This is a genomic window from Nonomuraea sp. NPDC005650, from assembly GCF_040605375.1.
In the GTDB taxonomy this organism is placed as follows: Bacteria; Actinomycetota; Actinomycetes; order Streptosporangiales; family Streptosporangiaceae; genus Nonomuraea.
Genome location: NZ_JBEXCR010000022.1, coordinates 1 through 13,180, shown reverse-complemented (window position 1 = coordinate 13,180; position 13,180 = coordinate 1). Strand labels below are relative to the sequence as shown.

Below are 13,180 nucleotides of genomic sequence, written 5' to 3'. Positions count from 1 at the left end.
CTAACCGGCCGCGGCCTCCGGCTCATGCGCTTCTGCTTCGGGGGCTTCCACCTGGCGTGCGGCTCGCAGCTGATCCGCGGCCTTCGCCGCGCATGCGGCCGCGGCCCCCTGCGCCTCATTCGCCCCAGCGGTGGCACAGGGGCGTACGACGTCCCTGATCTTCCGCAGCGTGGCCAGGAACACCTCCCGCTCCTCCGTGCCCAGCAGCCCCGTGAACCAGTCGTCGATGTCCTGTAGGTGCTGCGGCAGCACGGACTCCAGCCGCGCCCGCCCGGCCTCGGTGAGCACGGCGTAGGAGGCCCTCCGGTCGCTGGCACACGCCTGCCGGGTCACCAGCCCCTCCCGCTCCAGCCGGTCGACGACCCGGGTCACCCCGCTCGTCGACAGCTCGGTCTGCGCGGCCAGATCGCTCATCCGCAGCCGCTGCCCCGGCGAGCGGCCCAGCCGGATGACGGTCTCGAAGTCGATCTCCGACAACCCCGCGGCGCTGAGCACCGGCTGGAACCTGGCCATCAGGCCGCCATGGACCTCCGCCAGGAGCCCTACGGCGGTCAGCCGGTGGTCGTCAAAGTTCATCACCCTCATAGCGTAACCGACGATAGTTGACGTGCGGAATATTCCTCGTGTAGAAATTTGTTGCCGCAGACATCCGCACAGCAACGAACCCCTATCGAGGAGAACCCCGATGACCGCCACCCGCACCTGGGAGTCCCTGACCATCCCCGCCGCCGGCACCTACAACCTGGACGTGGCTCACACCCGCATCGGTTTCGTGGTCAAGCACATGATGGTCAGCAAGGTCCGTGGTCACTTCGGCTCCTTCAGCGGCTCGGTCACGATCGCCGAGAACCCGCTGGAGTCGTCCGCCGAGCTCACGATCCAGGCCGACAGCATCGACACCGGCGTCGCCGACCGCGACGGCCACCTGCGCAGCGACGACTTCCTGTCCGCGGAGAAGTTCCCGGCGATCACCTTCAAGAGCACCCGCGTGACCGGCCACTCGGGCGACGAGTTCACCGTCGTCGGCGACCTGACCATCCGCGACGTCACCAAGGAGGTCGAGCTCACGGTCGAGTACGGCGGCGCCGGCACCAACCCGTGGGGCGCTCCGGTCTGGGGCTACTCGATCACCACGGAGTTCGACCGCGAGGAGTTCGGCCTCACCTGGAACCAGGCCCTGGAGGCCGGCGGTGTACTGGTGGGCAAGAAGATCAAGATTGAGGTCGAGGGCGAGGCCAACCCGGCCGCGTAACCTGGTTATCCACAGCCCCGAAGCCCGCCCACGCTCTGGGCGGGCTTCATCCACAGGCAGTTACCCACAGGCTGTTGATAACTCTTGGCGAAGTCCGGGGATCAATCACTTTGCTGCCTCGCCAGAAGGCCGGTACGCTGTCCTGAGCCGCGAAGGCTTCCAGGAGGATTCGCCTAGTCAGGTCTATGGCGCCGCACTGCTAATGCGGTTTGGGTTTACCGCCCATCCGGGGTTCAAATCCCCGATCCTCCGCAGGTGGAGGGCCCTCTCCCAGATCTTGGGAGAGGGCCTTTTTGATCTTTGAGGGCGTCGTAGTTGCAGGGCTAGTTGCAACGGCTAGGGATGTCCCCAGAGAGCGGAGGCGAGCCGCTCCCCCGCATCGCGCATCAGGGGTATGGATACGTGGGTGTATCGCTCGGTGGTGGTCACTCTGGTGTGGCCGAGGACTTGCTGAACGACCCGGATGTTCACACCCTGCTCGATGAGGAGCGTTGCGGCGGTGTGCCGGGCGTCGCACACTCGGACGTCCCGGACGCCGGCCTGCTGGAGGATGGCCTTCCAAAGGGCGAAGGTTGTGTCTGATACAGGTAGTCGAGATACGCAGTCCCCATGGACAGCTGCCGAATAGCGCGTACAGGAATCAAGGCGGCGGCGCGCCGCCGTACGAACCGAACGCCCTGACCGGGGGTTGCCGCGCCGGGGCACAGATCCAGCCCTACGGTCGCCACTGCATGGCTGGACGCCGCACGTGCTCGGGGGCCGATTGACGATCCAGGGTTCGTTCCTCACCCTGGCTCACCGGAGAACGTGGCTTCAGCCCCGTCCGTGCCTATTGTCACTCACGCCCATGTCTTCGAGGTGCTGCGAGTAATGCTGCCCCTGTCGGTGACCGCTGCCATCATGCATGTAACTGATCACGGGAGTTAAGGTGACGGACTCGCACGAAGAATTTGGCTGGCTCGCAAAGTACGGCCCGTTCTACGACGTCTCCTGTGTAACCTTCGCCCGATCCCTCAGCCCTCGTGAGGCGTTGACGCGTCTCGGTGCAGACAGCAACGGGATCGGAGAGGTGACCTTTGAAGAGCACCAGGCACGAACAATGAAGTACATCGACTCGGACAACATGCGCACCAGCTACGTGGGCGCCCTCGAGACGAACGGCTGGACCGTGCTGATCCAGCTCTGGACCGGATCGATCGGCCTCAACAGGCTCCTACTGCGCAGCCTTTCTCAGTCGACTGAGGTCGTGTCGATCTATCGTAACCTCCATGCCACGGACTATTTCGTCTACGCGGTCGACAGCGAAGAGGTCACACGCTTCGATCAATTGGTTCCCGATACACGCTGGGGCAGTGATCCCGACCGCCTGGTCGGTGAGATGCGCGAAGTCGGCCTGTCCTGGGAGGGGCCCGGCATCGACGCCCCCTTCCCACGGTCGTTCGCCCTGGCGAAGAAGATCACCGGCTTCTCTTTCTCCGAGGACATGCTGAGCACACGATTCCTCGGTGCCGCAGTCCGTGACCGGTGACTGGATCCAACGCCCATAAAGTCGGGCGCGGCGGCAGGTCAGGAGCCGTGGGGTAGGCAGTCGACAATGCCGTCCACAATGCGTCAGCCTCGCGTGCCCGTTGCGTGCTCGTTCGTAGAGCGATCAAGGGGAACCGTGGGGAGTTCCATGCCGTCCAGAGGCGTTTAGGAGGGACCGTCTACCCGTCCTGACCTGCATTGCACTGCCCGGAAGAGCGCGGGATCGATCTTCTAATTCGTAGGTTCAGGGTTCGTGAGCCTGCCACAATCAGGCTGTGGATTCCGAGGACTCCCCGCTTCGTAAGGCTGTCCAGCTCTATCTCACCGGCGCGCGTATCGAGGATGCCGGTATCAACGCGACTCGCGTCGTGGAGTGTCTGGAAGACGACGACTGGGAGATGGCCCTCCTCCTTCTTGAGGATCTCGGTGATGCGGATCCACAGCCGCCTGAGTTCTGGAGCCGGCTGGCCGACGCCGCCCGCCTGATGTGGCTCAAGAATGACGCTGCCTGGTACGAATGGCGGCGCGGTGAGGCCCGTAGTGGTGCCTTCAGGGCTGAACTGTGTCTCACCTCTACCGAGGACGGAGGCCGGGCACTGGCGATACCTCCTGGCGATGTGCACCGGCCCATGTGGGACATCGGCCAGCGGATACCCGAGGGTGGGCCTCTGTGGAACATCGCTTTCCTCTGGGTGGAGGGCCGAGACTCCCTGAAGCCGGGCGGGTGCGGGCTGGTGAGACTGCTTCCTCTGACACCAGGGCACTGGCGGCGCCTTAAGCCGGGTGACCTGATCACTATGCATGAGAGGCGGCCACCCTCTGGTACGGCACGCATCATCGAGGTCATGCCTCCCGTGATAATCGCTCCTTAGCTACAGTTCTGGTTGCAATCCAGCGCCCTCCGATGTCGTTCCAGGTAGATCGTCCGCGCCCGTCGGTCCAGGTTGAACCAATTGGGACGGGCCAGATCCGAGTTGTGCAGCGAGGTCTTCGAGGCGGTCTGGCATCACGCCATCCCGTACGACGACTTGACCCTTGCGCTCATCATCATCCAGCGCACAGGAGGCGCTCGAAATCCTGGCCGCCCGCTCCGCAGGCTCCGGAGGGATGCCCGTTTGCGGGGGCGCGAGCTTGGGCGGCTGGCAGGTTGGCACGCATCCAAGGTCAGCCGGATCGAGCATGTACATCGGCCGTCCTCGACCCACGACGTACGGGCGTGGTGCCGGCACTGTGGAGTACCGGAGCAGCCGAGGACCTCATCGCCTCCTTGGAGGCAGCGAGGGCATGCTCGTCGAATGGCGGCATATGGAACGCACAGGGCTCCGCCACGTACAAGAGTCGGTTCTAGCCGCTCTGGGAGCGTGTGCGCCGGTTCCGCTTCTACGCCGCAACCTCATACCCGGCCCGCTCCAGACACGCGCCTGCATCACTGCCGTGCCGGCCGCGCTCCAACGGCGCCGCGACCTCCCTGACGACGTCGAGGGTGCCGTACAGGTCCGGGTGGGCAAACAGCAGGTCCTGCACAAGGGCGATCGTCGTTTAGTCATCGTCCTTGAGAAGAACGTTCATCACCAGCCGATCGGAGGCTCTGACGTCATGACGGGTCACCCGGCCGCACGAGATCGCGATGTACTCCCGCATCTTCACGGGACCGCCCGAACTGGCTGTGTATGGCAAAGCCGCCCGCGGCTATTTGGCGGGAGACCCAGCCGGTGTCGCTCCTGCAATCATCCGGTGACAAGGCCGAGATCAGCAGTCGCCGAAGATGATCCCATGAGAACCTTATGCGCGTTGCTGAGCGTCCTGGTCCTGCTGCTCACATCGCCTCTGGCAGGTGTGGCGCACGCACAGGCCGGTTCACTGGCTCAGGCGATATCGGCGCTCAAGGGTGAGTTCGCAGAAAAGAGCAGTGTGCTGTTCTCCAAGAAAACCCGTAATGGCTTGGGCTCGGACGCCAGCCTGACGGTTGCTCATGGAAAGCACCGCTTCGCCGCAAAGACAGGTGTTTACGCCAGCGATGTCACGGGGGCTTTCACCGTGGGTGACTTAGACCCGGTGCCCTCCCGCGTGGTCAACATCGGTCGCGATAGCTACACCCAAAGCGGCTGGGACACCCTACCCAAGGGCAAGAAATGGAACCACTGGCGAGACAAGGACGGTTTTCTCTGGTCACAAAACCTGGTGGACGCTCTGAACCCCAAGTTCCTGCAACTGATCTCCGCCAGCGCCGAGAAAGTACCCACCAAGGACCGTTACGACGGCGTCCGCACCTCCCGCTACGACGGCACGGTGGAAGTCGGTTCTATTGGCTCGCGCTGGGCCGGCATCTACTACAGCGAGCGAGAAGGATTTTGGGACGGAGGCCGCGTCAAGTGGAAGCTCTGGTTGGGCCCGGATAACCTGCCCAGGCGTTTCCAGGCCGAGATCGTGTACGAGCCCTATGGCGCGAAGCAGATAGCTGACACCGTGAGGATGAACGTCCTCTACAAGGGCTGGGGAACGCCTGTGCACATCATCGCCCCTCCCAAGAAGCTCGTGGTCGAGGCTGAATGAGCCCACCGCCGACGCGTCCCGAGCGCCGCCAACATCACCCTCATGTCGCTGTGCCAGATGGCACTGTGACGGCACAAACGACTCAGCGCCGTGCCACGTAAGCCCGAACCAAACCGCACAAGCAACGGACCCTGACCTCCTGAAACACCATGGGGCCGATCAACGCCGAACGCCCCGCAACGAGCCGTTCGGCGGCTTGGAGCTTCTTGTTGGGGTTGCTGAAAGATCGGACCGCCGCAGGTGCGCTTCGGGCACTTGTCCGTGTACTGGCGGGACAAGCCGAATGCCGTCGGTGAGCCGTGTGAGGGAAAACCGCATGCACGTGGAAACGGAGCCATGAACCTGGCCATGGTCATCGGGGGGAGCGGGAAACCGGCGGAGGACAGGCTCCGAGCCCTACCGCCAGGAGACGCCACCGCGCCCGCTCCCGGCCCTGCTGCGGCTGGTGGCAGCATGATCGTGAGTTCGGCGTTCGCCTGATGACGTAGAGAAACGCCGGGTAGGCAAACGGATCGCCGCGATCAACACCGTTGGGATGCTGTTCTGGCGTGCGGCGCCAATTGGGAGGTCACCGACTCCGGCCCCGAGCTCATGACGTCCTGGCCCGGCTGAGGGGCGGGCGGTGGGCCCAGGTGGCCCAGCGCCAGAGCCATTCGATGGGGCCCTGACGGTAGCGGCGCAGCCAGAGGGTGGAGAACAGCCACTGGGCCGTGAGGATGGCTCCTGCGGTCCAGTACGCCGCGGTCAAGGACTGGTCGATCGGCAGGCCGAGGATGTGACTGGCCGCCAGTACGAGGAGTGTGGAGGTCAGATAATTGGTCAGTGCCATTCGGCCCAGTGGCGCGAAGACGAACTGCAACGCCGGTCGCAGCGGCGTTCTGAGCAGGACCAGCAGGCCGCACACGTACACACCGACGAGCAGCAGATCGGCAAGGCTGGACGTGGAAGACAGGTACGTCGTGGCCCCCACGGCCCGCATGCCGGCCTGTACCCACAGGGCAGAGGCCAGTCCCGCCGCGAAGACCAGGCCCAGCAGGAGCGGCCCTCGGGTGGAACGCTCGATGCGCTCGATCACTCCGTAGCGGACCAATGCCGAGCCCAGCAGGAACAGCCCCGCGATCAGCAGGGGCCCGCCCCCGCCGAAGATCAGCGCCGCCGGGATGAGCGTCGCGGCGAGAACGGCCATGGCCCACCGCGGCAGCCAGGTCGAGGGCAGTAGCACCAGGATGCCGACGACGGCGTAGTCGGTCAGGATCTCGCCCGGCCACAGCAACATGTGCACGAGGCCGATCGCGAGCAGCGCCCCAAGCCGGCGTAGCAGGACCAGGCGTGGGCGGGGGACGCGGCTCGTGGCGGAGTTCAGCAGTAGCGCGAACCCGATACCGAACAGCAGGGAGAAGATCGGCAGTCCGAGCCAGGGGTCCCAGTCGCCCATGGGCGGCGCCACGACGGCGGAGTTGCCGGTGGCCATGAGCTGGATGTTGGCGAGCAGGATTTCGCACAGCGCGAACCCGCGCAGCACGTCGAGCGCGATGATCTGGGGGCGACCCGAGGAGAGCACAGCGGTCTGGGGCCGGCCCGACGCGAACGCGGCAGTCTGAGGCGGATCGGGGGAGACAGCGGGCCCGTTGTGCGGGAGACGGTGGCCGGGATGACCGGCGGGCCCCTTGGGAGGCGATTCGTGGGGGAGTTCTTCGCGTGGCATGGGGCCTCATCCTGCAGGGCCACCCAGGGGCTGGCACCGGTCGAAAGCAGGGTCCGTGGCGGCCGAGATCATACTTTCGGCCGGTTCGTCGGCGAGGGCGGGCGCCCGGCCTCAAGCGATCACTGAGGCTCCATCCTGGTAGTCCCAAGGTGTGCGGGTGCGGCGGCTGACAAGAAGGACACGTGCCGACGGCCCCGGGACGTCCCAGAGCCACCACGAGGTATCAACCCAACAGGAGCGTCAGGCTGCCGGGATGCGCGCGTTGCGCGAGAAATACCAGGTCGCGGGCTGATCGCCGGGCCATTGAGAGGGGTCGACCACGGTCACTCAGGACTGGCCTTCCGCCCAGCTCAGAGGATGATTCCCGACCCGGGCCTTGATCTCTTCTTGGGGGTCGTTGCGCACTCATGGATGATCCTTTCTGGCCAGAGCAAGAGCTCCAGCCTTCCGGTTCACCGCCTGACGGTCCCCTGCTCGCTGGCACAGCCGGTCGGCCGGTTCGTACGATCGTGATCGTGCCGGTGTCGCTGGACAAGCAACGCAGACCGGCCTGGTGAGCGGCACTCGCCCAGGCCACGGCACCATGTTCGTGCGGTGGACCTGGTGCCGAGCCGTACTGCATCGCGGCTGGTGGCTGGTGACCAGCGTCTACCTCGTCGTAGACGCGCGTCTGCCGGCGTCGCAGCTGGTGCTGATCGGCGTCGCGCAAGCCGTCGCCGCGCTGGTGTTCGAGGTTCCCGCCGGCGTCGTCGCCGACACCCTCAGCCGCAAGTGGTCCTTGGTGGTCTCCCATGTGCTCATGGGTATCGCCATGCTCGCCACCGGCCTGGTCGGTGACTTCGGTTCGCTGATGGCCACACAGATGCTGTGGGGACTGTCGTGGACCTTCGCCGGCGGCGCGGATGTGGCGTGGATCAGCGACGAACTCGACGATCCGGCGCGCGTCCCGGTGGTGCTGATCCGGGCGGAGCAGGCCCAGCTCACTGGGACCGTCGCCGGGCTGGCCGGCATCGGCGGACTGGCCTGGCTCACCGAGCGCAGTACGGCGATGGTGCTCGCCGGAGCGGCCATGCTGCTTCTGGGCCTGTACGTCGTCGTCGGCTTCCGTGAGCGGCGCTTCACCCCGGTCCCAGTAAGACGGTGGTCGGCTGCCTGGTCGATCCTGGCCCGCGGGTCACGCCTGGTACGCGGCAGTCGCACGCTGCTCGCCGTCTTCGCCGCGACGTTCCTGGTCAACGGCGTCGCCGACGCCTTCGGCCGGCTGTATCCACTGCGGCTGGTGACCCTCGCACCGAACGTCGATCCGGTCGTCTGGTTCACCGGCCTGGGTGTGCTGATGTGCCTCGCGGGTGCAGCCGCCCTGCGCATCGCGCAGCCCAGGATCGGCGGCCCGCACACCGCCCGGCGCGGCTACATCGTCGCGTGCGCCGTCGCCGCGGCCGGTGCCGTCGGTCTCGCCCTCGCATACGAGGCGACCAGCGGCAGCCTCGCTGTACTGCTGGCCGCAGGCGCGTTGCCGCTGACCCGCAGCTTCGGCACCATCTGGGTCAACAACCAGACCGTCGGTGCCGTCAGGGCCACCGTGCACTCGCTGCTCGCCCAGGCCGAGTACGCGGGGAAGATCGCCTGCGGGCTCGCCGTCGCCGCGATCGCCGACCTCGCCGGGGTATTCCTCGCGCTGACGGTGTGCGGCACGCTCCTCGTAATCGCGATCATCATCGTCCAACGCTTCGGTACACCCGATCCTTGAGCTACCACGAGGCGATGCCCTCTCGCTTGACCGGGGAGAGAGCCTTTTGATCTTCGAGGACGGTGTAGTCGCGGGGCTTGTTGCCGCGGCCAGGGACTTCCCCAAAGAGCGGAGGCCAGCCGAGCATCAGGGGTGTGGATGCGTGGGTCGCCCACGCGGCATCAAGGCGACAGCGCTCCGCGTCGCCGCACGGCTCGCCGCTCGCTCGGCCGGGCGCGCGGTGTGGGCGCCGGTCCTGACCGGCGGCGAGAACGCGGCCCGCTCGGCCGTATCAAGCACCCATCGCAGGCCATGCAACCTCACCGCCGGCCAGAGCGGATGCGCCGGCTCACCAGGACGGTCAGTCCTATCTGGATGACGAGCATCACCAGTGCGATCATTCCCGATGAGGCGGACACCTCTTCCTCCGAAAGCCCGCCACCACATTCCGTTATGTTGCCGCCCTCATACAACACGACGCATTCGCGCCCAAGAACCACGGCCGTGATGAGCCAGTTGGCGACCAGAAGGGGAACCGCGCCCAGGGCAAGGGCCGGCGTGATGTACTGCGCCTTGCCGCCTGCCGGGTTCATTTTCGCCGGAACGGGTTCGAGACGCGCGCTCATATCCGAATCAGCCCTCACCCGAACACGTAAGCACAGGCAGACGATCACGACAAGATCAACACCGCTGATGGTGGTAGCGACTGGGCGATGCACTTTTCATTCGGAGGTCCGTCCTCCTCGCTGGTTGAATGCCCCGGTTGAGGTCGCCGGGTCAAGAGCGCATCCGGTGTGGCCGCGATTGCCATGATGTCCATAAGCTCGGCCACATCCGGAGCAATTCCGTGCGGACATGCTCAGAGATCGGCCGGGTAGAAGTCCTCATCCTCTTCGTCGGGCTCGACCGGTGCGTACTGCCGCAACTCGCCATCCCTCAACATCCACACCCTGAAGAACGACTCCTCCTGATCCATCACAAAGACCTGCAGTGCGTTGGGGCAGCGCCAGGGCATCTGCGCGATATGATCAAGGACGGCCTTCACGTCGGCATGGTTGAGCGCGCCGGCCCACACGTCACACTCCGGATACTTCCATCCACCCCATGTCGTGTCCTGGCCAGTGGTGTCACGCAGAAAGCCGCACCCTCGCGCCGGCGTATCCCACCGAAGTGGAGCTTGCGTACGCAGCCACTCACTCAACGACTCCACATTCGCACGGTCCCACGAGTCGACCGACACCATCACGTTGGCTACCCAGCTCATTGACTCATTGTCTCTGGAGACGTTGGGCTTGGGGAAGCAGAAGGTGCTGATCACGGAGTTCAGGTCTGGCACTGATGCACTTGGCGGGCACAATCAGGTCGTGAACTTCCAGGATTCCCCTCCTCTGAAGGAGGTCCGTCCCTGCCCCACTGACGAGTGGGCCGCACTCGGCGTCGGCGTGGCCGATGTGCTGGATCCAAACTGGCTATTCGACCGCTTCAGCGATCTGGCCAAGCAGAACCTTGTCGGCTCTGACGTCGGTCACCATGACGCCAACCCGTCCCCGTCTATCCTCACTCCACCGGATGAGTGGAAAGCCGGTGCAGCGCCCGATGGTTCGCCCGGTTTCGGTGGGCACTGTCAATGGATCTCCTACGCCGAAGTCCTGCCCGCGACTCAGAACAGGACCGGCGAGCAGAATGCCATCAAAGTCGTCTAAGAGATCTGGGTACACGGCCTCTATGCGAAACGCGAAGCAACTCACGGCCACAGCCTATGGGCGGCCCCGGACGGGGCAGAGGGCCAGGGGGTGAGTGTGCCAGTCGCGCCTGTCGCTCGTCCGGCCAACGCATGCTGGACACGGGGCGAGTGTACCTACGCTGCGTTGAAGACTGCGGCGGGCCTACGATTGGTTCATGCGGGCCGGGTACAACGAGGCGTTGGCGATGCTCGGCTACGTGCTGGGCATGATTGCCACGTCCGTGCTCATTGAATGGGCACGTGAGAGTGGCCGGGAGTCGCTCGGCGAAGTCCTGTTCATGTGCTCTGCGGTGTTCCAGATCGCTTTCGTTTTCGGTGTGGTCCGGCTTCTCCTGCGCGGATTGCGGTGGGGTGCCGGCTTCTTCGTACGTCGGTCGCGGACGGCACCACAGAACCTTTCCGAACCGCCGGGACATTAGTTCGCATGGCGAACATGGGCTTGTCGGGGTGTCCAGGCGCACGATTCGGGCGCATCCGGTTGGTGGCGACAATGAAGTCAGCCCACGGCCTTGCTGTGGGCTGACCGGATCTCGGTAGTCACGCCAGGAGAAGGCTCGATGCGGTTGCGGTACACGCCCAGGCCGTATAGCAGGCGTGGTCGCTCACCGGACCGGAAGCGGGCGACGGTGGCCACGTTACCGGCCCGACCCCCTGGCCGCGTACTGCTGCCTCATAAGCGACGAGGCGGACGGGGAAGTCACGGAAACAATCGGATGAGGGGAGTGTTCGCCCCGGATTTCTTGGGCCTCCTGGTAGAAGGCATGAGGTCCAATGGGGGGCGGGAGAGGAAGAAACAGGTAATGGCAGCCAGGATCCAGGCAGCGCCAAGGCCGATGCCGATCCATCCGCTGATGATCAAAGTCTCATAGGATGCATCGGCGTTTGGCGTGCTTCCGAAATACTCCTGCCCGCGCAACAGCTTCCAGTATTCGCTATATCTGGCGCTCTTTCTGGCGTCCAGCGCATAGCGCTCCAGAAGGATGCTGGGAACGAAAACCAGGAAGCCGATCCACATCAGCGCGAATCGCGCGCGCTTAACGTCCACTTGCTGACTCCCTGTCTCAAGGCGGAACGAGAATAGTTCATGCCCGTATTGTTACGTGGTGATCAGGTGCGTTGCGGCAGACAGCGAAGCCACTATGGCGGGGACACTCGACCTCGCCGACCTGAGGACAATAGTAAACGTCTGGACAGTCGCAGTCATAGAACTCGGGCAGGGGATCGGGACGATGGTGCACGGCATAAGTATGTGGGTTTTCGCCAGTAGGTGACCAACGACGGCTCATCGACAACCCTGCAAGGGCTGCGCAGGAAGGGGATGGATGGCCGACGTGGAGGTCGACGCCATCGGGACGGTGGTCATTACTGGGCGGCGGCGCGTGAAGACGGGTGGTCGGTTGGGCGGCGACTTCCGTGGTGAGGCGATGTAGTGAGTGGCTCTGAGTGTGTCCCTCGTGCCCGCGCCCGGGGCTGTGGTTCTGCAGGTGAGTTCTCATGACCGAATCGGCTGTGGAGAAATCGCGGCTGTCTGGGAGAATGGGTATCTGTGATGCGCTCTGACCTGGCTCGAAGGATTCACTCTGCAGCTCACCTCACTGGCCACTTCGTGCTTCGCTCAGGACTTACCGCCACCGAGTACTTCGACAAGTACAAGTTCGAGGGCGACCCCGTTCTGCTGGATGACATCGCTCGGGCGATGGCTCCAATGGTTCCGGACGGTATCGAGGTGTTGGCCGGGCTTGAGATGGGCGGGATCCCGGTGGTCACCGCCCTCGGGCGGCACACCGGCCTGCCGTGCGCGTTCGTTCGTAAGCAGGCCAAGACCTACGGGACCTGCCGGTTGGCCGAAGGTGCCGATGTGGTGGGGCGGCGGGTGCTGGTGGTTGAAGATGTCGTCACCAGCGGCGGCCAGATCGTCCGGTCAACTGCTGACCTGCGGAGCATTGGGGCCCAGGTCGGCGAGGCATTGTGCGTTATCGACCGCGAACAGGGAGGTGCGGCGGCGTTAGCGGCGGAAGGCATCAGTCTTTCATCGTTGTTGACCGCCACCGATCTGCGCGCGACAAACTGATTCACCGGGCCCACTGGTGAGCGCCGGCTCCTCTTTTCGACGGGATCAGGGCCGGTCGAGCTTGTGCCGCGCGTACCGTGGATCGGGGGAGTCGAATTCCATGCCGTTCTCGTCGAGAGCGTTGTAGATCGTCACCTGGCCGTTCGGGAAGGTGAAGTTGACGGCCACCATGCCTTGTGCCATGTCCTGGTCTGCCCATTCGAGAAGCTCTACGCCGCGCAACCGCTGCCCTTTGAGCGCGGCCAACTCACCGGGCGCGTCCTCTCGCCACCCCAGCCGGAATCCTTCCTCCGCCCAGTCCAAGGGCTGAGTCACGTCGACGGTGTTCCACGTGATCGAGAGGTCATCGAATCTTTGGTGAACGATCTCGATCTGCTCGCCTTCGAAGTCCAGCAGGACCAGGCCGTCGGAGAACCACGCATCCTCGTCGAGGTCCCACACCAGGAGGACCCGGCTCAGCCTCCGACCTTCGAGAAGGGCCAGCCTGTGACCATGAGCGCGATGGGGTGTGTCCAGCTAACGGTGTATCTCGATCTTGATTAGTTATCGGATGGTCGGGGTCAAGCGGCCTTCGAAGGTGATGGCGAAGGCGTTCAGGG

Annotated in this window: 16 protein-coding genes, 1 tRNA gene and 1 pseudogene; 11 read left to right on the top strand and 7 right to left on the bottom strand. The window is 64.7% G+C overall.

The annotated features are described in order from the left end of the window. Window positions 1-576: a MarR family transcriptional regulator gene (locus ABZS69_RS34115; protein ID WP_355379728.1), complete on the bottom strand. Its 576-nt coding sequence runs from the start codon at window positions 574-576 to the stop codon at window positions 1-3. A gap of 109 nt (window positions 577-685) precedes the next feature. Here ABZS69_RS34115 and ABZS69_RS34110 point away from each other — a divergent pair, with 109 nt between their 5' ends. Together ABZS69_RS34110 and ABZS69_RS34105 are read left to right on the top strand one after the other, a co-directional pair. After that, window positions 686-1,252, top strand: a complete 567-nt coding sequence (locus ABZS69_RS34110) for a YceI family protein (protein WP_355379491.1) — start codon at window positions 686-688, stop codon at window positions 1,250-1,252. A gap of 162 nt (window positions 1,253-1,414) precedes the next feature. Continuing rightward, a tRNA-Ser gene (locus ABZS69_RS34105) sits at window positions 1,415-1,504 on the top strand. A gap of 84 nt (window positions 1,505-1,588) precedes the next feature. On the opposite strand, the gene ABZS69_RS34100 is transcribed toward ABZS69_RS34105, so the two are convergent. Continuing rightward, window positions 1,589-1,771, bottom strand: coding sequence for a tyrosine-type recombinase/integrase (locus tag ABZS69_RS34100; RefSeq protein ID WP_355379490.1), 183 nt, complete (start codon window positions 1,769-1,771; stop codon window positions 1,589-1,591). Window positions 1,772-2,180: 409 nt separating this feature from the next. Between ABZS69_RS34100 and ABZS69_RS34095 the strand changes: the two genes are divergently transcribed. From ABZS69_RS34095 to ABZS69_RS34075, 5 genes and pseudogenes are all read left to right on the top strand, one after another. Further along, window positions 2,181-2,780: a DUF6461 domain-containing protein gene (locus ABZS69_RS34095; RefSeq protein ID WP_355379489.1), complete on the top strand. Its 600-nt coding sequence runs from the start codon at window positions 2,181-2,183 to the stop codon at window positions 2,778-2,780. Between the two features lie 274 nt (window positions 2,781-3,054). Continuing rightward, a complete protein-coding gene (locus ABZS69_RS34090) occupies window positions 3,055-3,651 on the top strand; it encodes a hypothetical protein (protein WP_355379488.1) in 597 nt (198 codons plus the stop codon). Window positions 3,652-3,723: 72 nt separating this feature from the next. Next, window positions 3,724-4,251 carry a helix-turn-helix domain-containing protein gene (locus ABZS69_RS34085; protein ID WP_355379487.1) on the top strand — a complete coding sequence of 176 codons (528 nt, stop codon included), beginning with the start codon at window positions 3,724-3,726 and terminating at the stop codon, window positions 4,249-4,251. Next, a pseudogene (locus ABZS69_RS34080) lies at window positions 4,214-4,321 on the top strand (hypothetical protein); the annotation flags it as partial. The gene ABZS69_RS34085 and the pseudogene ABZS69_RS34080, both read left to right, overlap by 38 nt. Window positions 4,322-4,570: 249 nt before the next feature. Further along, window positions 4,571-5,332, top strand: a complete 762-nt coding sequence (locus ABZS69_RS34075; protein ID WP_355379732.1) for a hypothetical protein — start codon at window positions 4,571-4,573, stop codon at window positions 5,330-5,332. A 589-nt stretch (window positions 5,333-5,921) separates the two neighbouring features. On the opposite strand, the gene ABZS69_RS34070 is transcribed toward ABZS69_RS34075, so the two are convergent. Further along, window positions 5,922-7,037 carry a DUF418 domain-containing protein gene (locus tag ABZS69_RS34070; RefSeq protein ID WP_355379486.1) on the bottom strand — a complete coding sequence of 372 codons (1,116 nt, stop codon included), beginning with the start codon at window positions 7,035-7,037 and terminating at the stop codon, window positions 5,922-5,924. A gap of 637 nt (window positions 7,038-7,674) precedes the next feature. Between ABZS69_RS34070 and ABZS69_RS34065 the strand changes: the two genes are divergently transcribed. Next, on the top strand, window positions 7,675-8,787 hold the full coding sequence (locus ABZS69_RS34065) for an MFS transporter (RefSeq protein ID WP_355379485.1): 1,113 nt from the start codon (window positions 7,675-7,677) through the stop codon (window positions 8,785-8,787). Between the two features lie 299 nt (window positions 8,788-9,086). On the opposite strand, the gene ABZS69_RS34060 is transcribed toward ABZS69_RS34065, so the two are convergent. Then, window positions 9,087-9,392: a hypothetical protein gene (locus ABZS69_RS34060; protein ID WP_355379484.1), complete on the bottom strand. Its 306-nt coding sequence runs from the start codon at window positions 9,390-9,392 to the stop codon at window positions 9,087-9,089. A gap of 233 nt (window positions 9,393-9,625) precedes the next feature. Continuing rightward, a complete protein-coding gene (locus ABZS69_RS34055; RefSeq protein ID WP_355379483.1) occupies window positions 9,626-10,030 on the bottom strand; it encodes a hypothetical protein in 405 nt (134 codons plus the stop codon). Window positions 10,031-10,130: 100 nt separating this feature from the next. On the opposite strand from ABZS69_RS34055, the gene ABZS69_RS34050 reads away from it, so the two are divergent. After that, window positions 10,131-10,469, top strand: coding sequence for a hypothetical protein (locus ABZS69_RS34050; protein WP_355379482.1), 339 nt, complete (start codon window positions 10,131-10,133; stop codon window positions 10,467-10,469). Between the two features lie 196 nt (window positions 10,470-10,665). After that, entirely contained in the window at window positions 10,666-10,929 is a 264-nt protein-coding gene (locus tag ABZS69_RS34045) for a hypothetical protein (RefSeq protein WP_355379480.1), read from the top strand. Window positions 10,930-11,207: 278 nt separating this feature from the next. Here ABZS69_RS34045 and ABZS69_RS34040 read toward each other — a convergent pair whose 3' ends face one another. Continuing rightward, the gene (locus ABZS69_RS34040) at window positions 11,208-11,555 is read right to left on the bottom strand and encodes a hypothetical protein (protein ID WP_355379479.1); all 348 of its coding nucleotides are present in this window, start codon (window positions 11,553-11,555) and stop codon (window positions 11,208-11,210) included. A gap of 504 nt (window positions 11,556-12,059) precedes the next feature. Between ABZS69_RS34040 and pyrE the strand changes: the two genes are divergently transcribed. Continuing rightward, window positions 12,060-12,581: an orotate phosphoribosyltransferase gene (gene pyrE, locus ABZS69_RS34035; RefSeq protein ID WP_355379478.1), complete on the top strand. Its 522-nt coding sequence runs from the start codon at window positions 12,060-12,062 to the stop codon at window positions 12,579-12,581. Between the two features lie 45 nt (window positions 12,582-12,626). Here pyrE and ABZS69_RS34030 read toward each other — a convergent pair whose 3' ends face one another. Continuing rightward, complete coding sequence (locus tag ABZS69_RS34030) at window positions 12,627-13,022, bottom strand: hypothetical protein (protein ID WP_355379477.1); 396 nt, start codon at window positions 13,020-13,022, stop codon at window positions 12,627-12,629. Between the last annotated feature and the right edge of the window lie 158 nt (window positions 13,023-13,180).

Coding starts and splice junctions, on each gene's coding strand:
- ABZS69_RS34115 (WP_355379728.1), bottom strand. CDS start 576: ATGAACTTTGACGACCACCGGCTGACCGCCGTAGGGCTCCTGGCGGAG.
- ABZS69_RS34110 (WP_355379491.1), top strand. CDS start 686: ATGACCGCCACCCGCACCTGGGAGTCCCTGACCATCCCCGCCGCCGGC.
- ABZS69_RS34070 (WP_355379486.1), bottom strand. CDS start 7,037: ATGCCACGCGAAGAACTCCCCCACGAATCGCCTCCCAAGGGGCCCGCC.
- ABZS69_RS34060 (WP_355379484.1), bottom strand. CDS start 9,392: ATGAGCGCGCGTCTCGAACCCGTTCCGGCGAAAATGAACCCGGCAGGC.
- ABZS69_RS34055 (WP_355379483.1), bottom strand. CDS start 10,030: ATGAGCTGGGTAGCCAACGTGATGGTGTCGGTCGACTCGTGGGACCGT.
- ABZS69_RS34045 (WP_355379480.1), top strand. CDS start 10,666: ATGCGGGCCGGGTACAACGAGGCGTTGGCGATGCTCGGCTACGTGCTG.
- pyrE (WP_355379478.1), top strand. CDS start 12,060: ATGCGCTCTGACCTGGCTCGAAGGATTCACTCTGCAGCTCACCTCACT.